The organism is Denitratimonas tolerans (assembly GCF_037203605.1).
Taxonomy (GTDB): domain Bacteria; phylum Pseudomonadota; class Gammaproteobacteria; order Xanthomonadales; family Xanthomonadaceae; genus Denitratimonas; species Denitratimonas tolerans.
The window spans coordinates 106,455-130,868 of sequence record NZ_JBBDHC010000002.1 but is presented as its reverse complement, the minus strand read 5'-3'; the positions used below and the strand labels follow the sequence as shown (position 1 = coordinate 130,868).

The following is a 24,414-nucleotide window of genomic DNA, read 5'->3' as shown; positions in this document are numbered from 1 at the left end:
AGGGTCCGCGGCGCGGTTTCCCGGGGAGTGGGGTGATCGCAGCCATTCGCAGATATCCACGGTTCGGCAAACGGCTCACGGTTGATCGAAGTGAGCGCGGAACCGCGGAAGCCGGGTCGCAGGAAGCGGCATGGGCGGATGGTCGAAACGGGGAGCCTGTCCGGTGGATGAAAGGGATGTCATTCCCGGCACCTTCATTTTCCAACCTTTGGGGATCACACGTGAATACATGCAACTTCCGCTCGCTGCGGGCCAATGCCGTGGCGCTCGCGCTGGCGTTGAGTCTGCCGGGTCTCGCGTTCGCGCAGGCCGATGTCACCTTCGCCGGTGCGCGCCTGCAGGCATCGGCCATCGACCAGGCCGAAACCTACGACCGCTTCATCATCAAGTTCCAGGACCAGGGCGCGCGCCAGACCGGTGCGCTGCGCGCCAGTGCCTTGAGCCTTGCGGGAAGCCGGCTCGGGGCCGAGGTGTCCAGCCTGCGCCAGCTGGCGGTGGGTGGCGAAGTGCTGATGGTGAATCGCAAGCTCAATGCCGGGGAAGCGCTGAAGTTCATGCAGGCGCTGGCCGAGCAGGGCGGCGTGGAGTACGTGGAAATCGATCGGCTCAACCAGCCGCTGTATGTCCCCAACGACACCCGCTACGGCGAGCAGTGGCACTACTTCGAAAGCGTGGGCGGACTGAACCTGCCGGCCGCGTGGGATCATTCCACCGGCAGCGGCGTCGTGGTCGCGGTGCTGGATACCGGCATCACCAACCACAGCGACCTCAACGCCAACGTGGTGGCCGGCTACGATTTCATTTCCACCGCTTCGGTCGCCGGTGACGGCAATGGCCGCGACTCCGACCCCTCCGACGTGGGTGACGCCTCCGGCGGCTATCCGTCGAGCTGGCACGGTACCCACGTGGCCGGCACCGTTGCTGCGGTCACCAACAACAACAAGGGCATCGCGGGCGTCGCCTTCAACGCCAAAATCCAGCCGGTGCGCGTGCTGGGCAAGGGCGGCGGCTACGATTCGGACATCTCCGATGCGATCATCTGGGCTTCGGGCGGCAGCGTCAGCGGCGTGCCCGCCAACGCCACCCCGGCCAAGGTCATCAATCTGAGCCTGGGCGGCAGCGGTTCCTGCGGCACCACCTCCCAGAATGCGATCAACAGCGCGGTGTCGCGCGGCGCGGTGCTGGTCATCGCGGCGGGCAATGACAACGTCAACGTGTCCGGTGCCTCGCCGGCCAACTGCAACAACGTGATCGCGGTGGCGGCCAACGACAAGGAAGGCAACCGCTCCTGGTATTCGAACTACGGCACGCTGATCGACGTGACCGCGCCGGGCGGCGAAACCTGCGTCCCGAACTCCACGCTCACCGGCTGCCAGACCGCCACCACCGCCAAGGGCATCCTTTCCACGCTCAACAGCGGTACCAACGGGCCGGTGGCCGAGACCTACGCCTTCTACGACGGTACCTCGATGGCCACCCCGCACGTCGCTGGCGTCGCCGCGCTGATGATCAGCGCCTCGCCCACCACGCTCACGCCGGCGCAGATCGAGAGCACCCTGAAGAGCACCGCGCGCGCCATGCCCGGCACCTGCTCGGGCGGCTGCGGTGCGGGCATCGTCGACGCCTACGCGGCGGTCATGGCGGTCAAGGGAAGCACCGCCAACGTGCCGCCGGTGGCGAACTTCACCAGCAGCGTGAACGGCCTGACGGTGACGTTTACCGATACCTCCACCGACAGCGACGGTTCCATCGCCTCGCGCAGCTGGAACTTCGGCGACGGCACCAGCTCTACCGCGGCCAATCCCAGCAAGACCTATGCCGCGGCGGGCACCTACACCGTGACCCTCACGGTCACCGACAACAAGGGTGCCACGCACAGCAAGAGCGCCTCGGTGACGGTCAGCGGCGGCGGCAGCCCCGGTGGCGGCGCGTTGACCAACGGCGTTCCGGTCACGGGCATCTCCGGCGCGACCAGCAGCACCCAGTACTGGAGCATCGCGGTGCCGTCGGGAGCCAGCAACCTGGTGGTCGAGACCTCGGGCGGTACCGGCGACATGGACCTCTACGTGCGCTTCGGTTCGCAGCCCACCACCTCTGCCTACGATTGCCGTCCGTACCGGGCCGGCAACGTCGAGACCTGCACCTTCGCCACGCCCGGCGTCGGCACCTACCACATCATGCTGCGCGGCTACAGCGCCTTCACCGGCGTCACGCTCAAGGCGAGCTACGCGACCACGGCACCCAACGTGCCGCCGGTGGCGAACTTCACCAGCAGCGTGAGCGGCCTGACGGTGAATTTCACCGACACCTCGACCGACAGCGACGGTTCCATCGCCTCGCGCAGCTGGAACTTCGGCGACGGCACCACGTCCACGGCGACCAATCCGAGCAAGACCTACGCGGCGGGTGGCACCTACACCGTGACCCTCACGGTCACCGACAACAAGGGCGCCACGCACAGCAAGAGCGCCTCGGTGACGGTCAGCGGCGGCGGTGCCAATGCCAACGGCGGCGCGCTGGCCAACAACGTGGCGGTGACGGGCATCTCGGGTGCGGCCAGCAGCACCAAGTACTGGACCATCGCGGTTCCGGCCGGGGCGAAGAACCTCAGCATCTCGATCTCGGGCGGCACCGGTGATGCGGACATGTACGTGCGCTTCGGTGCCCAGCCGACGACCTCGACCTACGACTGCCGCCCCTACAGGGCCGGCAACAGCGAGTCGTGTTCGGCGACCACGCCTTCGACCGGCACCTACTACATCATGCTGCGCGGCTACAAGGCCTACTCGGGCGTCACGCTGAAGGCGAGCTACACGCCGTAAGCGGCGGCCTGAGGCTGCATGAAGAAAGAAAAAGCCCCGGTTCGCCGGGGCTTTTTCATGGATCTGCGCGGGAGCGGGCCGTCGCGCGGTGCGGCGTCAGTCTGCGGCGGCCTCGAAGCGGTTGGCCGCCACGTTCTTGCGCACCCGGGCGGGATCCCAGATGCGCCCGTTCATGGCGATGTAGACGCCCGCCGGCAGGCACTGCACCGCGCCGACCGCGCAGCCGATGTTGAACTCGGCGTCCGAGCCGCGGAAGCGCGCCGGGTTGAGCGCGCCGGTCAGCACGATGGTCTTGCCGGGAATCGTCGCCAGCACCTTTGCCGTGGCCACCATGGTGTCGGTGCCGTGGGTGACCAGTACGCGCTCGGCCTCCTGCGCCGCGATGGTGGCGCGCAGCAGCTCGCGGTCGGCATCGGAGATGTGCAGGCTGTCCTTGCGCAGGATTGGAATCACGCTGAAGGAAAACGCCACGCCCAGCTCATTCAGGATGCGGCCGATCTGCGGCTCGCCGATCTGGTAGTCGGATTTGTCGTCGAAGTAGATCTTGTCGATCGTGCCGCCGGTGGTGACGATGCAGAGCCGGTCCATGGGGATTCACCGTGCGCGAAAATGTCGACCGCCAATCATACACCGCGACGGCGCGCGAACCGCTGCCGCAGGCCGCCCCAACTGGCCGCGACGACCAGCGCGACCGACAGCGCGACTTCGGTGAGTGCCGCCGCCCGCACCTCTGCATCGGCCCATGCTTCGGAGACGCCGTGGCTGAAGGTGAAGAGCGCGCCCAGGCCGCCCCAGAAGGCCGCACTGCGTCGGCGCAGCAGGAGCAGGACCAGCGCCGGCAGCATCGGCGCGGCGTGGATCGCGGCGGCGAGCCATGCGGGCACGCGCGCGGGAACGAACCACCACAGCTGCCAGAACAGCGCCAGCGCGAACAGCGCCACGATGCACGCCGCGGCCAGCGCGCGCCGGCTCACGGCGCCGGCCTGCATGCGCGATCCGGGCCGCGCCGGCGGAGGAGGGCGACACGCGCGGCGTGGGGAAGGGGGGCGTCGAGCATGGGCGGGCTGCCGGAAGGAAAACGCAAAGCCTAACGGCCCGGCCTGCGGAAGTCGCGCCCTGGGAGCCTGCGCGGCAGAAGACTGTCCGGTCTGCGAAGCCCCCTGTGCGGTCCATTTTTCCGCCGCTTCTTGACCTGTAGCGCTGCTACAGGCCTGCAAACCGTCAAAAACTGCCTGGAGCAAGTTTTTGACATCGCGCAGCGATGGCCCGAAGGGTTGCCGCCATGGACGGCGGCAACAAAAAACTGTCCTCGCACAGGATGCTTCTCGCCTCGAACGCTTCTACCGCGCAGGCTCCTGGCCGGAAGGTCATGCCGGCTCCCCCGGACCGGCCCGGCAGGGCTACGCTGCAACCGCCTCTTCCCGGTATCTTCCCGTCCATGGCCGGCTTGCCCAACCTCTTCGGATGGATCGACCCGCACCGCGAGCGGGTGCGATCGTTCCTGCGCTTCCTGGCGCGGCGCTTCATCGAGGACCGCTGCTTCGATTCCGCCGCCACGCTCGCCTACGCGACCCTGTTCGCCGCGGTGCCGCTGGCGGCGGTGGTGTTCGGCATCGTTTCGATGTTCCCCATCTACGAGAACTGGGTGGAAGACCTCACCCGCTTCATCTTCGCCAATTTCATGCCGACAGCGGCCGACAGCGTGGCGAGCTTTCTTGCCGAAGCGGCCGGCAATGCCCGCACGCTGTCGGCCGTGGGTGCGATCACGGTGCTGCTGACGGCGCTGTTGACGCTGTCGCGCATCGAGGACACCTTCAACCGCATCTGGCGCGTCAGCGCGCCGCGGCGGGCGCTCTCGCGCCTGCTGATCTATTGGGCCGCGATGACGCTCCTGCCGCTGCTGGCGGTGGCCAGCTTCGCGGTGTCGTCGTATCTGACCTCGCTGCCGCTGCTCGCCGACGAGGCGCAGCACGGGATCCTGCTGCGGGTGTTGCCGGTGGGACTGGAGCTGCTGACCTTCACCCTGGCCTATCGGCTGATTCCCAACCGCACCGTGGTATTCCGCCACACTCTCATCGCCGGCGCGCTGGCGACGCTGCTGTTCGAGCTGGCGAAGTGGGGCTTCGCGCTCTACCTCACCCGCGCCAACTACCAGGCGCTGTACGGCGCGATCGCGGTGGTCCCGATTTTCCTGATCTGGCTCTACGTTTCCTGGGTGGTGGTGCTGCTGGGCGCGTCGCTGGCGGCGTCGCTGTCGGCGTTTCGATACCAGCCGGCGCAGCAGCGCCTGCCGGCGGGATTCGAGCTGTACGGCCTGCTGCGCCTGCTGGGGCGCTTTTCGCAGGCACAGGGCACCGGCAGCAGCCTGCACACGGCGCACCTGCAGCAGCTTGAGCCGTCGATCAGCGACGATGTCCTCATGCACCTGCTGGCCGCGCTTTCCGAGGCGCGCGTGATCCAGCGGCTGGACGACGGCGGCTATGCGCTGGTGCGCGACCTCAATCACCTGCCGCTGGCCGAACTCTACGAAAGCGCCGCGCTGCGCATCCCGCTGACGCAGGCTCCCTTGCCTGACGGTGGCGACGCCAGCGGGCGGCGCGCGGCCGCCGAGCTGGAGGCGCTGCGCGCGCCGCTGCGCGAGCGGATGCGGCGCAGCGTGGCGCAGATTCTGAACGGATTGGAGGAATGACATGAAGGCGTGGTTTTTCGGGCTGGTCCTTGCGATATCCGGACTCGCGGCCGTGGGCGCGATCGCCAGCGAAGTGGCGCAGGATGGCGCGGTTCCCGAGCTTCGCATCGCCACCCTCGATGGCGACACTTTCGATCTGTCGCAGCAGCGCGATCGCTGGGTCGTGGTGAACTACTGGGCGACCTGGTGCAGTCCCTGCCTCAAGGAAATGCCGGATCTCGACGCTTTTGCCACTTCCCGTACCGACGTGACGGTGATCGGACTGGCCTACGAGGACATCGCGCCGGAGGAGATGCGCGCCTTTCTGGCCGAGCATCCCGTGAGCTATCCGATCGCGATCGTCGATGTGTTCGAGCCGCCGGCGGATTTTCCCGCGCCGCGCGGTTTGCCGATGACCTGGCTGATCGCGCCCGACGGGCGGGTGGCCAAGCGCTTCCTCGGGCCGGTGACCGGGCACGAGCTGGCCGAGGCCATCGCGGCCGACGCATCCGCCCGATGACGGCCGCGCGCTTCTTCGTGGAAGGCCGGGTGCAGGGCGTGTTCTATCGCGCCACCACCCGCGACAAGGCGCTGTCCCTGGGTCTTTGCGGCCATGCGCGCAATCTGGCCGATGGTCGGGTGGAAGTGCTGGCGGCCGGCCCCGAAGCCGCGCTCGATGCCCTGGAGGCATGGCTCTGGCAGGGGCCGGCGCTGGCGCGGGTCAGCGCGGTGCGGCGCGAAGCGGCGGGGCCGGATGCGGTGGGCGAGGGATTCGTGACGGGCTGACCGCTGGCGTCACGGCGCATCGGGCGGGAGCTGCGCGCGCAGCGCTTCCACTTCGGCACCCAATCCCAGCCGCGATGAAGCATCGATCAGGCGCTCGATGGCTTCGCGGGTGCGCGGATGGTTCGGTCCCTGGTTGGCTTGGAGCAGGACCAGCGCCGGTTCGAGCTTTTCATGCGCGGCGCGCGCGTCGCCTGCCGCAAGGTCGGCGGCGGCGGCGTTGGAAAGGAACACCGGCCAGTTCGGAAAATTGGGGCCGACGACGTCCGGTGCCAGCCGCAGGAGCTCGCCGAAGCCGGCGCGCGATTCGGCGATCCGGCCAGCCTTCAGCAGCAGCATGGCGCGCGCGTTGCGGGCTGCCAGGGTGTCCCGATTCGGCGTGCCGTGCTCCATTGCGATCACCTCGTCAGCCAGCGCCAGCGCGCGCTCCGACTGCCCGAGCTTGTCGAGCGTGGTGACGAGCATCACCCGGTCGATCAGCGCATCGCGCGTGTCGCCCTCGCCGCGCGCTATGCGGCTGTCAAGCGCGCGACGAAGCAGCGGCTCGGCTTCTGCGGGGCGATCGAGGGTGTTGTAGGCGGCCGCCAACTGGGTACCCGCGCCGAGCGTGAGCGGGTGATTGTCGCCGTAGCGCTCGCGGCGTCGGGCGTAGACCTCGGCGTACCACTGCGAGGCCTCTTCCAGACGCCCCTGGCGGTGCAGGGCCTGGCCCAGCACCTTGCGGGTGTAGAGCGTTTGCGGGTGATCAGGACCCAGGCGCGCGGTTTCCGAATCGAGCACTTGGCGGATCAGGGCTTCCGCCTCCGTGAATCCGTTGCTGTGCAGCAACGCATAGGCAAGGTTGTGGCGCAGCACGTCGGTGACCACGGCGGCATCGGGAAGCTGCGGCAGCAGGGGGGCGGCCAGCAGGGCGCGGTCGAGCGCGATGGCGGCTTCAACGCTGCCGGTTTCTTCCAGCGCCTCGGCCCGAACCAGGCGCACGCGCAGCGCCAGGTGGCGTGCCCACTCCGCGTCGATGTGCGCCAGCGCTTCTTCCAGCGCCAGCGCTTGGTCGATCGCGTCGGATGGCTCGCCGCTGCGGGCGAAGTCCTGTACGCGAGCGAAGCGCGCTTCGGCCGATTCCGGGCTGTCCGGCCCGAATCCGCGATCCAGCAAGTCCTGCGCGCGATCGAAAAATCCCTGCGCGGTGGCGCTTTCGCCCAGAGCACTCCAGGTGCGACCGAGCAGGAGTGCAACCTGGCCGGCCGTGCGCGGCGGCGTACCGGGAGCGTCCAGCGTCTGCGCGGCACCGCTCAGAACCTGGCGCAGCGGCATGTCGGGCGAACCTTCCAGCTCCGGGTCCGCCTGGGTCAGCATCTGCTCGACGAACTGGTTGACCGCGGACAGTTCTGCGGTGCGTGCCTGGGCTTCGGCCAGCGCCGCACGGGCATGCCGGGCCGCCAGCGTGCTCACCAGGGTGGCGGTTGCCAGCGCCACGAACACGATGCCGGCGGCGACGGTGAGCACGCGGTGACGGCGCACGAAACGACTTGCGCGGTAAGCGAGAGTCGGGGCGCGCGCCAGCACCGGACGGTGGCCGAGGATGCGCTGCAGGTCATCCGCAAGCCCGCCGGCGCTTGCATAGCGCCGGGATGGCTCGCTGGCCAGCGCCTTCATCACCACCTTGTCCAGATCGCCGCGCGCCTGCGGAGCCAACCGGCGCAGGCGCGCGGGCTCTTCGCGACGGACGATGTCGATAGCCTCGAACAGGGTGGAGGTGCTCAGGCGCGGATGCGGCAGGCTGCCGCCGATCAGCTCGTAGGCGATCACGCCCAGCGCGTAGACGTCGCTGCGTGCGTCGACCCGGGTATTGTGTCCGGCGAGTTGCTCCGGGCTCATGTAGGGCACCGTGCCCAGCACCTGTCCGGCCTGGGTCATCTCCTCGTCGGCGTCGCGCAGCCGCGCCACGCCGAAGTCGAGGACCTTCGGCTGTCCGCCGACGTCCACCATGATGTTGCCGGGCTTGAGATCGCGGTGCACCACGCCGCGTGCGTGCGCATGCTCGACGGCGCGGCAGATCGCGATCAGGAGACGCACGCGGGCGGTGAGGTCGGGGCGGGTGCGCTCGGCCCAGGCGCGCAGGTCCTGGCCGCGGATCAACTCCAGCGCGAGCCAGGGCATCGGGATGCCGGCGATGATGTCCTGGCCGGCAGCATAGAGCCGCGCGATTCCCGGGTGTTCGAGCTGGGCAAGAAGTTCGATCTCGCGCCGGAAGCGCGCCAGCGCGTTGCCGGACAGCCCGCGCACCACCTTGAGCGCTACTTCGCGCGGCGGGTGGTTCTCGCGGGCCAGGTAGACCCGGCCCATGCCGCCTTCGCCAAGCAAGCCGATGATTCTGTAGGGGCCGACCTGCGCGGGAAGCAGCGCCGATTCCGCGTCATTCTCCAGCTTCAGCGTCGCGTCCTGCACGTGCGTACTCCCGATGCGATGCCGCATCCTGCCACAGGTGTCGCCACGCGCGGCCGGGCGCATCGACCGCGCCTTCGCGGTTGGCTGGATGCGAGGCGGCGGGGTGATGAAATCGGCGTCCGGCAGACAGGGGGCCTTACTGACTTGAGGCTGCACGGCGGCTCGTCGTGGCCTGGAACGCGTGAAGGCAGGACTATAATCACCGCCTTCCTCATCGACCTGCGCGCCCGGCCGGGCGTCTTTCCCCATGTCCGACGTTTCCCTGCAGGCGCGCCGCCGGCGCACCTTCGCCATCATTTCCCACCCCGACGCGGGCAAGACCACGCTGACCGAGAAGCTGCTGCTGTTCGGCGGCGCGATCCAGATGGCCGGTTCGGTCAAGGGCCGCAAGGCCGCGCGCCACGCCACGTCCGACTGGATGGCGCTGGAGCAGGAGCGCGGCATCTCGGTCACCAGTTCGGTGATGCAGTTCCCCTACGGAGACTGCATCGTGAATCTGCTCGACACCCCCGGCCACGCCGACTTCGGCGAGGACACCTACCGCGTGCTGACCGCGGTGGATTCGGCGCTGATGGTGATCGACGTGGCCAAGGGCGTGGAGGAGCGCACCATCAAGCTGATGGAGGTCTGCCGGCTGCGCGACACGCCGATCATGACCTTCATCAACAAGCTCGACCGCGAGGGCCGCGAGCCGATCGAGCTGCTCGACGAGGTGGAAAGCGTGCTGGGCATCCAGTGCGCGCCGGTGACCTGGCCGATCGGCATGGGCAAGCGCCTCAAGGGCGTGGTGCACCTGATCACCGGGGAGGTCCACCTGTACGAGCCGGGGCGCAACTTCACCCGGCAGGATTCGACCATTTTCCCGTCGCTCGACGCGCCCGGGCTGGCCGAGCGCATCGGCGAATCCATGCTGGCCGATCTTCGCGACGAACTGGAACTGGTGCAGGGTGCCAGCCATCCGTTCGATCTGGACGAGTACCTCGCCGGACGCCAGACGCCGGTGTTCTTCGGCTCTGGAATCAACAACTTCGGCGTGCAGCTCCTGCTGGACTTCTTCATCGAGCACGCGCCGGCACCGCAGCCGCGCGCCACCACCACCCGGATCGTCGATCCGGCGGAGCCGCGGCTCACCGGTTTCGTCTTCAAGATCCAGGCCAACATGGACCCCAAGCACCGCGACCGGGTGGCCTTCATGCGGGTGTGCTCGGGGCGTTTCGAGCCCGGCATCAAGACCCTGCACGTGCGCAGCGGCAAGGAAATGAAGCTCGCCAACGCGCTGACCTTCCTGGCCTCGGATCGGGAGCTGGCCGTCGAAGCCTGGCCGGGCGATGTGATCGGCATCCACAACCACGGCACCATCGCCATCGGCGACAGCTTCAGCGAAGGCGAGCCGCTGACCTTCACCGGCATCCCCAACTTCGCCCCCGAACTGTTTCGCCGCGCGCGCCTGAAGGATCCGCTCAAGCTCAAGCAGCTGCAGAAGGGGCTGACGCAGCTCTCGGAGGAGGGGGCCACGCAGTTTTTCCGCCCGCTGATGAGCAACGACCTGATCCTGGGCGCGGTCGGCACCCTGCAGTTCGACGTGGCGGCCTATCGGCTCAAGGACGAGTACGGCGTGGAGGCGGTGTTCGAGCCGGTCTCCGTGGCGACCGCGCGCTGGGTCTACTGCCAGGACGCGAAGAAGCTGGAGGAGTTCCGCGAGAAGAACGCGATGAACCTCGCGCTGGACGCCGCCGACCAGCTCGTCTATCTGGCACCGACGCGGGTCAACCTGCAGCTGGCGCAGGAGCGCGCGCCCGCGGTGGCGTTCCGCGCCACGCGCGAGACGGCTTACGCTGCGCCATCGGCAGCAGGCTGATGCCGGGGCGTCGGCTCAGCCGGTGATGTAGCGCTGCAACTGGTCCAGCTCGTGCTGTTGCTGCTCGATCACTGCGGCGAGCAGGTCGCCGATGGAGATGACGCCCTGCACCCGGCCGTTCTCGACCACCGGCAGGTGGCGGATGCGGTTTCGGGTCACGGTCTGCATGCACGTCTGCGCATCGTCGTCGGGCGATACCGTGATCAGCTTGCTGGTCATGATGTCGCGTACCGGCGTTTGCTTCGAGGACAGGCCGGCCAGCACGATCTTGCGCGCGTAGTCGCGCTCGGAAAGGATGCCGACCAGCGCTTCACCCTGCATGACCAGCACCGCGCCGACGCCCTTCTCGGCCATCAGGCGGATGGCGTCGATCACCGGGACGTCGGGTGAGATGGAGTGGATGTCCGGAGACTTGGACTCCAGAAGTTGCCGCACAGTACGCATGGACCGCCCTCCCGCTGTTGGGTCCGGGCCCGCGCGGGCCCGGCGCACCGGGGCCGAGGATACCCCATCCGAGCGGGCCTGGGACGGGTGAGGTTGCCGATCGCATCCGGTAAACTGCGCCGCTTTCGCGGGTATTTGACTCAGGTCAAGCGCGCCGCCCCTGCCACGGCACACCATGCCCCGTCCCTGCATCGAGGCCGAACATGTCTTCGACAACGCTCAATGAAACCTACAACGACAAGGTGGTGCGCCAGTTCGCGGCTGCAACCGTGATCTGGGGCATCGTCGGGATGCTGGTGGGGGTCATCATCGCTGCCCAGCTCTACTGGCCCGAGATGACCGACGGCATCGCCTGGCTCGGCTACGGCCGTCTGCGCCCGCTGCACACCAACGGCATGATCTTCGCCTTCGGCGGCTCGGTGCTGTTCGCCACCTCGCTGTACGTGGTGCAGCGCACCTGCCACGTGCGCCTGATTTCCGACCGGCTCGCCAGCTTCGTGTTCTGGGGCTGGCAGGCCGCAATGGTCGGCGCGGCCATCACCCTGCCACTGGGCATCACCCAGAGCAAGGAGTACGCCGAGCTGGAGTGGCCGCTGGACATCCTCGTCACGGTGGTCTGGGTGGCCTACGGCTGGCTGTTCTTCGGCACCATCGTCAAGCGCCGGGTCAAGCACATCTACGTGGCCAACTGGTTCTACGGTGCCTACGTGATCGCCGTGGCGCTGCTGCACATCGTCAACAACCTGGTGATGCCGGCCGGGCTGTGGAAGTCCTATCCGGTCTACAGCGGCGCGGTCGACGCCATGGCGCAGTGGTGGTACGGCCACAACGGCGTGGCCTTCCTGCTGACCGTGGGATATCTGGCGATGATGTATTACTTCGTGCCCAAGCAGGTGCAGCGGCCGATCTATTCCTATCGCCTTTCCATCGTGCACTTCTGGGCGCTGATCTCGATCTACATGTGGGCTGGCCCGCATCACCTGCTGTACACCTCGTTGCCCGACTGGGTGCAGTCGGTGGGCATGGTGTTCTCGCTGATCCTGCTGGCACCCTCGTGGGGCGGTGCGATGAACGGCATCCTCACGCTCTCGGGGGTCTGGTACAAGCTGCGCACCGATCCGATCCTGAAGTTCCTGATCGTGTCGCTGAGCTTCTACATGATCGCCACCTTCGAAGGCCCGATGCTTTCGATCAAGACGGTCAACTCGCTCTCCCACTACACCGACTGGACCGTGGGCCACGTGCACGCCGGCACCCTGGGCTGGGTGGCGATGATCTCGATCGGCTCGCTCTACGCGCTGTATCCGCGCGTGCTGGGCCTGCAGCAGATGTATTCGGTCAAGTGGATCGACGCACACTTCTGGCTGCATACCATCGGCGTGGTGTTCTACATCGCCTCGATGTGGATCGCCGGCGTCATGCAGGGCCTGATGTGGCGCGCCACCGGCGACGACGGCACCCTGACCTACACCTTCGTCGAATCGGTCGCGGCCACCTATCCCTACTACCTGTTCCGCTTCCTGGGCGGGGTGATGGTGCTCAGCGGCATGCTGCTGATGGCGTGGAACGTCATCAGGACCTACGGCATGACCGACAGGATCGTGCCGGTGGCGGTTCCGGCCCCGGCGCACGGTTGAGGAGACGATCATGAGTCAGGAAAAAGTCACCGGACACGGCAAGATCGAGCGCAACGTGGGCCTGATGGCGGTGCTGATCGCCGCCGCCATCTCCCTGGGCGGGCTGGCGGAAATCATCCCGCTCATGTTCCAGGCCGAAGCCGTGGAGCCGGCACCGGGCGTCAAGCCCTATCCGCCGCTGGAGCTGGCCGGGCGCGACGTCTATGTGCGCGAAGGCTGCTACAACTGCCACTCGCAGATGGTGCGCACCCTGCGCTTCGAAACCGAGCGCTACGGCCACTATTCGCTGGCCGGTGAATCGGTCTACGACCGCCCGTTCCAGTGGGGCTCCAAGCGCACCGGGCCGGATCTGGCGCGCGTCGGCGGGCGCTACTCGGACGACTGGCACATCGTGCACCTGATGAACCCGCGCGACGTGGTGCCGCAGTCCAACATGCCGTCCTATCCGTGGCTGGCCGAGCGCACGATCCGCGCCGACGAGGTGGTCCGGAAGATCACCGCCCTGCGCAAGCTTGGCGACCCGTATTCGGACGAAGACCTCGCGGGCGTCGCCACCGCGGTCGAGGGCAAGACCGAGCTCGACGCGCTGGTCGCCTATCTGCAGGGTCTGGGACGGCATGCGCCGCGCCCCGGCGTCGATGCGGCCGCCGGAGCCGCGCCATGAGCAGCGGCACCGTGACCGGAATCGTCACCGTGGTGCTGCTGGTGCTGTTCCTCTACGGCTGCTTCTGGGCCTGGAGTTCACGGCGCAACGCGGATTTTGAGGAGGCGGCGCACCTGCCGCTGGAAGACGAGATCGTGAAGGGAGAAGGCCCATGAGCGCCGGCTGGTCGCTGTATGTCATCGCGCTGATCGTCCTGAACGTCGGCGGCTGCGTCTGGCTGCTGTGGCGCACCTCGTCGCTGCGGCCCGGCGATCCGGCTCCGGACGAGACCGGGCACGTCTGGGACGGCGATATCACCGAATACAACAAACCGTTGCCACGCTGGTGGATCAACCTGTTCTACATCACCATCGTGTTTTCCATCGGCTATCTGGTCCTGTACCCGGGCTTCGGCTCGTTCGTGGGCACTCTCGGCTGGACCTCGGTGGGTGAACACGACGCCGATGCCGCCAAGGCGCGCGCGGTGCTGGATGCCACGTTCGCGCGCTACGAGGGCCTGCCGATCGACGAGATCGCCAGGGATCCCGAGGCGATTCCGCTGGGCCGCAAGATATTCGCCAACACCTGTGCCACCTGCCACGGCTCGGACGCCAAGGGGGCGCGCGGCTTTCCGAACCTGACCGATGACGACTGGCAATGGGGCGGCTCGCCCGACGACATCCTCACCACGGTGCGACATGGCCGCCAGGCGGTGATGCCGCCGTTCGGCGACGTGGTGGGCGGCGAGAAAGGTGCCGGCGAGGTGGCGGTTTACGTGCAGTCGCTCTCCGGCCAGCGCGTGGACGCCGCCATGGCGGCGGCCGGCAAGCCGAAGTTCGACATGGTCTGCGTCGCCTGCCACGGCGCGGACGGCGGCGGCAATCCGCTGCTCGGTGCCCCCAACCTCAGCGACGACATCTGGCTCTACGGCGGCGACTTCGGCACGATCCGCGATGCGGTGCTGAAGGGCCACAACGGCGCCATGCCGGCGCACGAGCCGATCATCGGCGAGACCCGCGCGCGCGTGGTCGCGGCATGGGTCTGGGCCCAGTCGCACGGCGGCGGGGCGCAGTGATGTCAGGCACCGAGCCGGTCCAGCCCAACTATCCCTGCGCGCTGCCACTGGTGCAGCGCGTGGGAGCCATCGCCTGGCCGAGCTTCTTTTCGGCCTGCGTGATGACGATGGTGTTCTTTGCCTTCGTCGATCCGCTGGCGCTGCGTGACATGACCTTTCCGGAACTCGACATTCCGCGCGAGTTTGGCTATTCGGTCGGGTTCTTCATGTTCTGGATCGCGACCGCCAGTTCGAGCCTGTTCACCTGGCTGCTGCTGCACCCGCGCATCCGCTTCAACCGACCCTTGCCAAGATCGTAAAGGAGCAGGGCCGCGATCTTGTCGGCCCCCGCAGTGAAAAAGGAAATCCCTGTCAGCGTAGATACCGCGCTCTACGTCGCCGAGCCCAAGATCCAGTCGCGCGAGATCGACGGGCGCTACCAGCGCCTTCGCAAGCTCGCCACGATCGTGCTGTTGGGCATGTTCTACGTATTCCCATGGTTGACCTGGGACGGCCACCAGGCGGTGCTGTTCGATCTGCCGGCGCGACGCTTCTACGTATTCGGTTTGGCGTTCTGGCCGCAGGACTTCATCTTCCTCGCCGTGCTGCTGATCATCGCCGGGATGAGCCTGTTCTTCTTCACCGCGCTGGCCGGGCGGCTGTGGTGCGGCTTCGCCTGCCCGCAGACGGTGTGGACGGAAGTGTTCATCGGGATGGAGCAGCTGTTCGAGGGCGACCGCAGCGCGCGCCTGCGCCTGGACAAGTCGCCCTGGACGCGCGAGAAGATCCTCAAGCGCGGCAGCCGCCACGCGGCCTGGATCGTGTTCGCGCTGTGGACCGGCTTCACCTTTGTCGGCTTCTTTACCCCGATCAAGGAACTGGCGCTGCGCACCTGGCCGTTCGCCTGGACCGGCTGGGAAATCTTCTGGGTGCTGTTCTATTCCATCGCCACCTGGGGCAATGCGGGCGTGCTGCGCGAGCAGGTCTGCAAGTACATGTGCCCCTACGCACGCTTCCAGAGCGCGATGTTCGACCGCAACACGCTCATCATCAGCTACGACGCCGCGCGCGGCGAGCCGCGCGGGCCGCGCAAGCGCGGAACGCTGGATTCGGCAGAAGCGCGCGGGCGCTCGCCGCTGAGCCTCGAGCAAGCCGACTCGGCGCTGCTGTACGCGGCCCGGCATCAGAGCGCCGCCTCGCGCGCGGTCGACGCGCGCGTGACCACCGGCCTGGTCGATGACTGGGGCAACAGCGATGAGCTGGGCCGGGCGCTGTACGAAAAGGCCAGCCTCGACAAGACGCTGCTGGGCGACTGCATCGACTGCTCGCTGTGCGTGCAGGTCTGCCCGGTCGGCATCGACATCCGCAACGGGCTGCAGTACGAATGCATCGCCTGCGGGGCGTGCGTGGATGCCTGCAACGAAGTGATGGACAAGACCGGCTACCCGCGCGGCCTGATCCGCTTCACCACCCAGAACGCGCTCGAAGGCAAGCCCACCCGCATCCTGCGCCCGCGCATCTGGGTGTACGGCCTGCTGCTGCTCATGCTCCTGGTCGGCTGGGGCGTGGGCGTGACCTCGCGTTCGCCGGTCACGGTCGAAGTGCTGCGCGACCGCAATGCGCTGTATCGCGAGACCGCGCAGGGCACGATCGAAAACGGCTACGGGGTCAAGCTGATCAACAAGACCGAGCGTGCCGCGACCTATCGGGTGAGCGTGGAAAGCGACGCGGGCGTGAGCCTGGCGGATGCGCCGCGGGTGGTCGAGATTCCGGCGCAGGAAGTCGTCAACCTGCCGGTGACGCTGAGCGCCCCGCTGGGCGCGGTGCGCGGTCGCACCACGGTCGAGTTCGTGATCGAGGGCGAGTCGCAGGGCAAGCCGATCCGGATCAGCGAAGAAGCGGCTTTCTTCGGCCCGGCGAGGTGAGCGCCGTGACCGACTCCGCACGCACCGCGTCACCCTGGTATCGCGAACCCATGATGTGGCTGGTGGCGGGCATTCCCGCCGTGATGGTCACAGCCAGCCTGGTGCTGGTGGCCATCTCCGTGCACGTGGGCGCGGACGAGGCGCTGCCCGTCGACGTCAGGCGCACCGCGCAGATCCAGGTGGAAGACCTGCGCGCCGATCGCGCCGCCATTGCCTTGGGCATGCGCGGCACGCTGTCCATCGATCCGGCGACCGGGGCGGTCGACGTCGGCATCGATCCGCTGCCGGAATCCGCGGTACGGTTGCGGCTGGCGCTGATCCACCCCAGCCGGGCGGCGCAGGATCGCCATCTGACGCTCACCCGCAGCGGCGAGCGCTTCCTCGGGCGCGTGCCGCTGCCGCTGCCGGCGGTTTGGACGGTGCTGGTGTCGGCCGATGACGGTGCCTGGCGGATCGCCGGGCGCTTCGAGGCCGGACGCGCCGCGATCGCGCTGGCACCGCAGTTCTCGGAGGGGCATTGACTGCCTGCGTGATGGAAGTCGGCCAAACCCGCAGCGTGGAAGCGGGCTGCTTCCACTGCGGCGAACCCCTGGGTGCCGAGGCCATCGCCTCGTGGATCGCCGATGCCGAGCACGACTTCTGTTGCCGCGGCTGCGCCGGCGCGGCCGAATGGATCGCCACCGCCGGTCTGGCCGATTACTACCGCCTGCGCCAGGCGCAGGGCGCGCGGGTCGATGACAGCGACGCCGACCTTTCGCTGTGGGATCGCCCCGAGGTGCAGGCCGAACACGTGCGCAGCGTGTCGGAGGGCAGCCAGATCACGGTGCTGACCGATGGCATGCGCTGCGCCGCCTGTGCCTGGCTGATCGATCGCGCCCTGCGCCGCCGCGCCGGCGTGCGCGAGGTCGTTGCCAATGCGGTGACCGGGCGCATCCGCATCACCTGGGATGCCTCGGCCATGCGCCTGTCGCAGGTGCTTGACGACCTGTCGGCGCTCGGCTACCGCGCCCATCTTTCGCCCGGACAGGCGCGCGAAGATGCGCGCCGGCGCGAGCGCCGCAGCGCGATCCTGCGCCTGGGCGTGGCCGGCCTGGGAGCGATGCAGGCGATGATGTTCGCCGAGGCGCTGTACCTGGACACCGCGCGGGAAATGTCGATCCCGCTGCGCGACTTCCTGCGCTGGGTCACCTTCCTGCTGGCCACGCCGGTGGTGTTCTATTCGGGCTGGCCCTTCATCGCCGGGATGTGGAACGAGCTGCGGCTGCGCCGCTTCGGCATGGATACGCTGGTGGCCACCTCGGTGCTGCTGGCCTATTTCGCCAGCCTGTTCGAGACCCTGCGCGGCGGCACGCACGTATGGTTCGATGCCGCAGTGATGTTCGTGCTTTTCCTCCTGATCGCGCGCCAGATCGAAGCGGCGGCGCGCGCGCGCGCCACCGATCACGTCGATACGCTGGCGCGCGCGCGGCCGGCGTTCGCGTGGCGTGAGGACGGCGATGGCTGCGCTGCGCAGGTTCCCGTCGCCACGCTGTCGCCGGGCGATGTGGTGCGGGTGCCGCCGGGCGAAGCCGTGCCTGCCGATGGCCTCGCGCTGGCCGCGGCCGCGGTGGACGAATCGCTCCTGACCGGGGAAGCCGAGCCGGTGTCGCGCGCTGAAGGCGAGGAGTTGCGCGCCGGAAGCATCGTGGTCGGCAGCGTGGCGCGCCTGCGCGTGACGCGCACCGGGCAGGACACCTGGCTTTCGCAACTTTCCCGCCTGATCGAGCGCGCCCAGAATGAGCGCCCCGCCGCGGCGCGGCTGGCGGACGCGGTGGCCACGCGCTTCGTGCTGGCGCTGTTCGCCGCCGCCGCACTCACCTGCCTGTGGTGGCTGAAGCACGATCCTTCGCGCGCCTTCGAGGTTACGCTTGCGGTGCTGGTGGTGGCCTGCCCCTGCGCGCTGTCACTGGCCATTCCCACCGCCATCGCCAGCGCCCACACCGCGCTGGCGCGGATCGGTGTGCTGGCGATGCGTCCGGACGCGCTCGACGTCTTGGCGCGCGTGGACACCGTGGTGTTCGACAAGACCGGCACCCTGAGTCTGGGTGAGCCGAGCCTGCGCGCGGTGGAGACCTTCGGTGGCATCACCCGCGCCGAGGCGCTGCGCATCGCGCGGGCGCTGGAGCGCGACAGCCGGCATCCGCTGGCGCGCGTGTTTGTCCGGGAATCGCCGGAGAACCAGGGCACGCCCCGCTCCGTCATCCCGGTGCAGGCCGGGAGCCCGTTTGATTCTGCTGTTGAAAGCCGGATGGATCCCGGCCGGCACGGGAACGACGGTGAGGAAACCCTGATCGAGGAGTCGATGTTGCTGCGTACGGAGAGCGCACGCATCGAGCACATACCCGGCTTCGGCGTCGAAGCGCATGCCGGTGACCGGCGCTGGCGGCTCGGCCATGCCGCGTTCGCTGCCAGTCGCCCCGACGACGGCGCGCTCTGGCTGGGTGACGGTGAAACCGCGTTTGCCCGCTTCGCGATCCGCGACGCGCTGCGTCCGGATGCCGCCGAGGCCGTGTCCGCGTGCCGCAGGCTCGGGCTGGAGTGCGAGCTGTTGAGCGGCGATGGCGAAGCCGCCGTGACCGCGGCCGCCCGTGCGCTGGGCATTTCCCGCCACAGCGCGCGTCGCACCCCCGAACAGAAGCTGGAGCGCATCCGCGCCCTGCAGCGCGAAGGCCGCGTCGTGCTCATGGTGGGCGACGGCATCAACGATGCGCCGGTGCTGGCCGGCGCGGACGTCTCGATCGCCATGCACGGTGGTGCGGCGCTTGCCCACGGGGCGGCCGACGTGGTGCTGACGGCGCAGCAGCTCGCGCGCGTGCCGCAGGCGATCGCGCTGGCGCGCCGCGCGCGCGTGACGCTGCGGCAGAACCTGGCCTGGGCGCTGGGCTACAACCTCATTGCGCTGCCGTTTGCCGCGGCCGGCTGGATCGAGCCGTGGCTGGCGGCGCTGGGCATGGCCGGCTCCTCGCTGATCGTGACGCTGAACGCCCTGCGCCTGGTGCGGCGTGAGCCGGCGATGCGGCCCGATGTCGCCGCTGCAGCCCGGTCCGCGGCATGAACATCCTGCTCGCGCTCGTCCCGATCAGCGTGGTACTGCTCGGCATTGCGATCTGGGCCTTCGTCTGGGCGGTGCGGCGCGGGCAGTTCGACGATCTGGAAACCCCGGCGCTGGACATCCTGGTCGAGGATGCGCCGGCCGCCCAGGCCGTGCAGCCATCGCAGGCGGCGGATGCGGCGGCGCCGTCGCGGGACGCAGCGGCGAATGTGCGCGACCCGGACGGCCGCGATGCCGATTGACCTTGTCGCGCTGGGTGCCGCGCTGCTCGCCGGCCTGATCGGAAGCGTGCACTGCGTGGCCATGTGCGGCGGCATCGCCACCGGCTTCGCGCCCTTCGGCGCGGATCGGAAAACCGCCTGGCGGGTGGCGCTGACCACCAACCTCGGCCGGGTCAGCGGCTATGTGCTGGCCGGCATCATCGTGGGCGGCTTCGGGCATGGGCTGGTGGCGCTGTTCCGCGCCGAATCGCTGATGTTCGCCCTGCGCGCGCTGGCGGGGCTGGTGCTGATCCTGATCGCGCTGCGCGCGCTCGGGCTGGCCGGGCGGTTTCGCGTCCTGGGGGCGGCTGGTGAAGTGCTCTGGTCGATGGTGCGGCCGCTGCAGGCGCGCCTGCTGCCGGCGAACACTTTCCCGCGCCGCTTCGGCCTGGGAATGATCTGGGGCTGGATGCCTTGTGGCCTCTCCGGAACCCTGCTCACGGTCGCCTGGCTGCAGGCCACCGCGCCGGGCGGCGGCGCGATCATGGCGGCGTTCGGGCTGGGCACGCTGCCAGCCATGCTGCCGCTGAGCTACAGCGGCGCGCGCTGGGTGGCGCGACCGGGCCAGCGCCGCCTCGCCGGTGTGCTGATGCTGCTGGCCGGACTGACCACCTTGGCCGCGCCCTGGCTGATGCAGCTGCCCGCGCTGCACGATGCGCTTGCGGCGCTGGGCTGCCTGCCGCGAACGTCCTGAGGGCACGGCGGGACCGGGCCCTCACCGCGCCTGATCCAGGTCAAGCACCGCAATGGGAGAGCCGGACACAGCGACCGTCGAGTTCGATACACTCGGCAACGTTTTGTTAACCAACCACGGCAAGGGGATTTCATGTACAGCTCGACCCATCGCAATGCGTTGTATGTCGCCGTTCTGATGGCGCTGGTCGCGATGCCGGGTTCGGTCAGCGCCGCCGGACAGGGCGCGGCCGGCTCCACCGCCACCGAGGCACAGCGCCTGGACGCCGTCACGGTGCTGGGCTCGCGTCGTCACGATCGCAGTTCGGATACGGATACGCCGGTTCCCATCGACGTCCTGCCGATGCAGGCAGCCGCCACGCAAGGGGGCAAGTTCGATCTGACCGAATACCTGCAGTACGCCTCGCCCTCGTTCACCGCCGGCCGCCAGACCGGTGCCGACAACACCGACTCGGTGGAGAACGCCGCGCTGCGCGGTCTGGGTTCGGACCAGACCCTGGTGCTGGTGAACGGCAAGCGCCTGCACACGGCGGCACTGGTCAACATCTTCGGCGTGCGCAATCGCGGTGCCACCGGTGCCGACCTCAACACCATCCCGCTGCTGGCGCTCGACCAGGTCGAAATCCTGCGCGACGGTGCCGCGGCGCAGTACGGCTCCGATGCCATCGCCGGCGTCATCAACCTCTCGCTCAAGCGCAGCAAGGGCTGCGAAGTGGTGGCGGGCTACGGCCAGTACTCGCGCGGCGATGGCGAGAACTGGACCGGTTCGGGCTACTGCGGCTTCGGCATCGGCAACGACGGCGTACTGGCGCTGACCGCCGAGTACCAGGACCGCGGCCGCTCCAACCGCGCCACCGAGGCCGATCCGCACCGCATCATCGGCGATGGCAAGGTGCGCAACGGCACCTTCTACCTCAACGGCGAGCTGCCGTTCGGCGAGAATGCGACGTTCTACTTCAACGGCGGCATCCAGAACCGCGACGCGTCCTCGGCGGCCTGGGGGCGCGGTGGCATCGGCTCCGACGACATTCCCTCGCGCAACTCCGAGGCGATGTATCCCGACGGCTACGCGCCCTTCATCGACGCCTACGTGCAGGATCGCCACGGCACCGTCGGTGCCTGGTGGATGAGCGGCGACTGGCGCATGGATCTGTCCCAGACCGCGGGCTACAACCGCCTGATGGACACCATCCGCAACACCATGAATGCCTCGATCGCCAACCTCGACCTCATCAACGGCGGCAGCGGCATCAGCCCGAGCGTGTTCGATGCGGGCGGCTTCTCGTTCGCGCAGCAGACCACGAACTTCGACGTCTCGCGCTTCTTCAGCGGCTGGCGCAGCGGCCTCAACCTGGCCTTCGGTGCCGAGTTCCGCCACGAGACCTACAAGATCTACGCCGGCGAAGAAGGCTCGTGGGCCGACTATGACGGCCCCGGCGGCGGCAACGCCGGCAGCCAGGGTTTCCCCGGCTTCCAGCCGGGCGATGCGACCAGCAAGAGCCGCCACAGCTGGGCCGGCTACCTCGACGTGGAGACCTACTGGACCGACCGGTTCAGCACCAGCCAGGCGATCCGCTTCGAGGATTACAGCGACTTCGGCTCCACCGCCACCGGCAAGCTGGCCGCGGCGTTCCGTGCCAACGAGGCCTGGCTGCTGCGCGGCTCGGCCAGCACCGGCTTCCGCGCGCCCTCGCTGCAGCAGCGCTACTTCTCCTCCACCTTCACCGACTTCGTCGCCGGCGTGCCGACCGACGTGGTGCTGGCCCCCAACGGCGGTGCCGTCGCGACCGCGGCCGGCATCCCGTCGCTGAAGGAAGAGGAGTCCATGAACTTCACCCTGGGCTTCACCTGGACTCCGACCGATGCGCTCTCGGTCACGCTCGATGGCTACCAGATCGAGATCGACGACCGCATCGTGCTCAGCGGCCGCTTCCAGGACGACGACCCGAGCATCGGCGACATCCTGCAGCAGCTGGGCGTGGGCGAGGCGCAGTTCTTCGTGAACTCGGTGGACACCCGCACCCGCGGCATCGACCTGACCATCAACCATCGCGCCAACGTCGGCCAGGGCGTGCTCAACACCTTCCTCGCCTTCAATCGCGGCACCACCAAGGTGCAGAAGGTGAACACGCCGCCCAACCTCCTCGGGCGCGAGGAGTCGCTGCTGGAGGAGCGCGACCGCCGCTTCATCGAAGGCGGCTCGCCGCGCTCCAAGGCGGTGCTCGGCTTCGACTACGTGCTGGGCAACTGGGCGACCGACTTCAAGGTGATCTACTTCGGCCCGATGACGCTCGGCACCTTCTCCGGTCCGCCGGAGCCCAACCAGGAGTACTCGGGCAAGACCTCGGCGGATCTCGCGTTCACCTACAGCTTCACCGAGAACGCCAAGCTCACGCTCGGCGGCACCAACCTGCTCGACACCTTCCCGAGCCGACAGAATCCGGACGAGACCGACAACGGCTACATCTACGAGGGCGTCCAGTTCGGCATCAACGGCCGCGCCTTCTTCACCCGCTTCAGCTATTCGTTCTGACCGCAAGCGGATTGGAAACGAAGAAGGGCGCCGCGGGGCGCCCTTCTTCGTTGCGAGGCCGCGGATGGCCGGCTCAGTAGCGGTAGTGCTCGGGCTTGTACGGGCCCTCGACCGGCACGCCGAGGTAGTCGGCCTGGGCCGCGGTCAGCCGGGTCAGCTTCACGCCGATCTTTTCCAGGTGCAGGCGCGCGACTTCCTCGTCCAGCTTCTTGGGCAGGATGTAGACCCTGTTTTCGTAGCGGTCCTTGTGGGCCCACAGGTCGATCTGCGCCAGAGTCTGGTTGGAGAAGCTGTTGCTCATCACGAAGCTCGGGTGGCCGGTGGCGCAGCCCAGGTTCACCAGGCGGCCTTCGGCCAGCAGGAAGATGGCGTTGCCGCTGGCGAACACGTACTTGTCCACCTGCGGCTTGATGTTGACCTGCTTCACGCCCGCCAACGCCTTGAGCGCATCGACCTGGATCTCGTTGTCGAAGTGGCCGATGTTGCAGACGATGGCCTGGTCCTTCATCGCGGTCATGTGCTCGACGCGGATGATGTCCTTGTTGCCGGTGGTGGTGACGTAGATGTCGGCCTCGCCCAGCGTGTCTTCGACGGTCGTGACCTCGTAGCCTTCCATCGCGGCCTGCAGGGCGCAGATCGGGTCGATCTCGGTGACGATCACGCGCGCGCCGTAGGCACGCAGCGAGGCGGCGCAGCCCTTGCCGACGTCGCCGTAGCCGCAGACCACGGCGACCTTGCCGGCCAGCATCACGTCGAGCGCGCGCTTGAGGCCGTCGGCCAGCGATTCGCGGCAGCCGTAGAGGTTGTCGAACTTCGACTTCGTCACCGAGTCGTTGACGTTGATCGCCGGGACCAGCAGCTTGTCGGCTTCGGCCAGCTGGTAGAGGCGGTGCACGCCGGTGGTGGTCTCTTCCGACACGCCCTTCCAGTCTGCGACCACGCGGGTCCAGTAGCCCGGGCGCTCCTTCGCGACGCGCTTGAGCAGGTTCTTGATCACCTGCTCCTCGTGGCTGCCCGAGGGCGAGTTGACCCAGGATTCGTCACCCTGCTCGAGCTCGTAGCCCTTGTGGATCAGCAGGGTCACGTCGCCGCCGTCGTCCACCACCAGCTGCGGGCCGAGGAAGCCGCCCTTGCCGTCGGGGAAGGAAAGCGCGTCGAGCGTGCAGTCCCAGTATTCCTCCAGCGTCTCGCCCTTCCACGCGAACACCGGCGTGCCGGTGGCGGCGATGGCGGCGGCGGCGTGGTCCTGGGTGGAGAAAATGTTGCACGAGGCCCAGCGCACGTTGGCACCGATGTCCTTGAGCGTCTCGATCAGGACGGCGGTCTGGATGGTCATGTGCAGCGAGCCGGTCACGCGCACGCCCTTGAGCGGGGTGGTGGCGGCGTGCTTGCCGCGGATCGACATCAGGCCCGGCATCTCGTGCTCGGCGATGTCGATCTCCTTGCGGCCCCAGTCGGCCAGGGAAAGATCGGCAACTTTGTAGTCGCCCGCGGCGGCGGGCTGGTGTGGTGCGTTCATGGCGAGACTCCGGTTCATTGGGCACCTGACCGAGGC

Annotated in this window: 21 protein-coding genes; 16 read left to right on the top strand and 5 right to left on the bottom strand. The window is 68.3% G+C overall.

Translation table 11 applies throughout. The annotated features are described in order from the left end of the window. Positions 1-221: 221 nt before the first annotated feature. Positions 222-2,822, top strand: a complete 2,601-nt coding sequence (locus WB794_RS01805; RefSeq protein ID WP_337334133.1) for a S8 family serine peptidase — start codon at positions 222-224, stop codon at positions 2,820-2,822. Positions 2,823-2,918: 96 nt separating this feature from the next. Here WB794_RS01805 and WB794_RS01800 read toward each other — a convergent pair whose 3' ends face one another. Both WB794_RS01800 and WB794_RS01795 read right to left on the bottom strand, forming a co-directional pair. Then, positions 2,919-3,410: an asparaginase domain-containing protein gene (locus WB794_RS01800; protein WP_337334132.1), complete on the bottom strand. Its 492-nt coding sequence runs from the start codon at positions 3,408-3,410 to the stop codon at positions 2,919-2,921. A 35-nt stretch (positions 3,411-3,445) separates the two neighbouring features. Next, entirely contained in the window at positions 3,446-3,811 is a 366-nt protein-coding gene (locus tag WB794_RS01795; RefSeq protein WP_337334131.1) for a DUF2069 domain-containing protein, read from the bottom strand. A gap of 449 nt (positions 3,812-4,260) precedes the next feature. Between WB794_RS01795 and WB794_RS01790 the strand changes: the two genes are divergently transcribed. Genes WB794_RS01790 through WB794_RS01780 form a run of 3 tightly spaced genes read left to right on the top strand, consistent with a single transcriptional unit; the run spans position 4,261 to position 6,276 of the window. Further along, complete coding sequence (locus WB794_RS01790) at positions 4,261-5,511, top strand: YihY family inner membrane protein (RefSeq protein ID WP_337334130.1); 1,251 nt, start codon at positions 4,261-4,263, stop codon at positions 5,509-5,511. A 1-nt stretch (position 5,512) separates the two neighbouring features. Continuing rightward, positions 5,513-6,010 carry a TlpA family protein disulfide reductase gene (locus WB794_RS01785; protein WP_337334129.1) on the top strand — a complete coding sequence of 166 codons (498 nt, stop codon included), beginning with the start codon at positions 5,513-5,515 and terminating at the stop codon, positions 6,008-6,010. Then, complete coding sequence (locus tag WB794_RS01780) at positions 6,007-6,276, top strand: acylphosphatase (protein WP_337334128.1); 270 nt, start codon at positions 6,007-6,009, stop codon at positions 6,274-6,276. Before WB794_RS01785 ends, WB794_RS01780 begins: the two co-directional genes overlap by 4 nt. Before the next feature lie 9 nt (positions 6,277-6,285). Here WB794_RS01780 and WB794_RS01775 read toward each other — a convergent pair whose 3' ends face one another. Next, entirely contained in the window at positions 6,286-8,721 is a 2,436-nt protein-coding gene (locus WB794_RS01775; protein ID WP_337334127.1) for a protein kinase domain-containing protein, read from the bottom strand. 247 nt (positions 8,722-8,968) lie between these two features. On the opposite strand from WB794_RS01775, the gene WB794_RS01770 reads away from it, so the two are divergent. Beyond that, positions 8,969-10,579, top strand: coding sequence for a peptide chain release factor 3 (locus WB794_RS01770; RefSeq protein WP_337334126.1), 1,611 nt, complete (start codon positions 8,969-8,971; stop codon positions 10,577-10,579). Between the two features lie 15 nt (positions 10,580-10,594). On the opposite strand, the gene WB794_RS01765 is transcribed toward WB794_RS01770, so the two are convergent. Then, positions 10,595-11,023 carry a CBS domain-containing protein gene (locus tag WB794_RS01765; RefSeq protein ID WP_337334125.1) on the bottom strand — a complete coding sequence of 143 codons (429 nt, stop codon included), beginning with the start codon at positions 11,021-11,023 and terminating at the stop codon, positions 10,595-10,597. 203 nt (positions 11,024-11,226) lie between these two features. Here WB794_RS01765 and ccoN point away from each other — a divergent pair, with 203 nt between their 5' ends. From ccoN to WB794_RS01710, 11 genes are all read left to right on the top strand, one after another. Next, complete coding sequence (gene ccoN, locus WB794_RS01760) at positions 11,227-12,660, top strand: cytochrome-c oxidase, cbb3-type subunit I (protein ID WP_337334124.1); 1,434 nt, start codon at positions 11,227-11,229, stop codon at positions 12,658-12,660. A gap of 10 nt (positions 12,661-12,670) precedes the next feature. Beyond that, complete coding sequence (gene ccoO / locus WB794_RS01755; RefSeq protein ID WP_337334123.1) at positions 12,671-13,324, top strand: cytochrome-c oxidase, cbb3-type subunit II; 654 nt, start codon at positions 12,671-12,673, stop codon at positions 13,322-13,324. Next, positions 13,321-13,479 carry a cbb3-type cytochrome oxidase subunit 3 gene (locus tag WB794_RS01750; protein ID WP_337334122.1) on the top strand — a complete coding sequence of 53 codons (159 nt, stop codon included), beginning with the start codon at positions 13,321-13,323 and terminating at the stop codon, positions 13,477-13,479. The genes ccoO and WB794_RS01750 overlap by 4 nt, the downstream gene beginning before the upstream one ends. Further along, positions 13,476-14,378, top strand: a complete 903-nt coding sequence (gene ccoP, locus WB794_RS01745; protein WP_337334121.1) for a cytochrome-c oxidase, cbb3-type subunit III — start codon at positions 13,476-13,478, stop codon at positions 14,376-14,378. The genes WB794_RS01750 and ccoP overlap by 4 nt, the downstream gene beginning before the upstream one ends. Then, the gene (locus WB794_RS01740) at positions 14,378-14,677 is read left to right on the top strand and encodes a hypothetical protein (protein ID WP_337334120.1); all 300 of its coding nucleotides are present in this window, start codon (positions 14,378-14,380) and stop codon (positions 14,675-14,677) included. Before ccoP ends, WB794_RS01740 begins: the two co-directional genes overlap by 1 nt. A gap of 33 nt (positions 14,678-14,710) precedes the next feature. After that, entirely contained in the window at positions 14,711-16,282 is a 1,572-nt protein-coding gene (locus tag WB794_RS01735; RefSeq protein WP_337334119.1) for a 4Fe-4S dicluster domain-containing protein, read from the top strand. 5 nt (positions 16,283-16,287) lie between these two features. Next, complete coding sequence (locus tag WB794_RS01730; protein ID WP_337334118.1) at positions 16,288-16,803, top strand: FixH family protein; 516 nt, start codon at positions 16,288-16,290, stop codon at positions 16,801-16,803. Positions 16,804-16,814: 11 nt separating this feature from the next. Then, positions 16,815-19,376 carry a heavy metal translocating P-type ATPase gene (locus tag WB794_RS01725; protein WP_337334117.1) on the top strand — a complete coding sequence of 854 codons (2,562 nt, stop codon included), beginning with the start codon at positions 16,815-16,817 and terminating at the stop codon, positions 19,374-19,376. Continuing rightward, complete coding sequence (gene ccoS, locus WB794_RS01720) at positions 19,373-19,615, top strand: cbb3-type cytochrome oxidase assembly protein CcoS (protein ID WP_337334116.1); 243 nt, start codon at positions 19,373-19,375, stop codon at positions 19,613-19,615. Before WB794_RS01725 ends, ccoS begins: the two co-directional genes overlap by 4 nt. Further along, positions 19,605-20,327 carry a sulfite exporter TauE/SafE family protein gene (locus WB794_RS01715; protein WP_337334115.1) on the top strand — a complete coding sequence of 241 codons (723 nt, stop codon included), beginning with the start codon at positions 19,605-19,607 and terminating at the stop codon, positions 20,325-20,327. Before ccoS ends, WB794_RS01715 begins: the two co-directional genes overlap by 11 nt. 132 nt (positions 20,328-20,459) lie before the next feature. Beyond that, positions 20,460-22,859 (top strand): TonB-dependent receptor plug domain-containing protein, encoded by a 2,400-nt coding sequence (locus WB794_RS01710; protein WP_337334114.1) that lies wholly within the window; start codon positions 20,460-20,462, stop codon positions 22,857-22,859. Positions 22,860-22,932: 73 nt separating this feature from the next. On the opposite strand, the gene ahcY is transcribed toward WB794_RS01710, so the two are convergent. After that, the gene (gene ahcY, locus WB794_RS01705) at positions 22,933-24,378 is read right to left on the bottom strand and encodes an adenosylhomocysteinase (RefSeq protein ID WP_337334113.1); all 1,446 of its coding nucleotides are present in this window, start codon (positions 24,376-24,378) and stop codon (positions 22,933-22,935) included. Between the last annotated feature and the right edge of the window lie 36 nt (positions 24,379-24,414).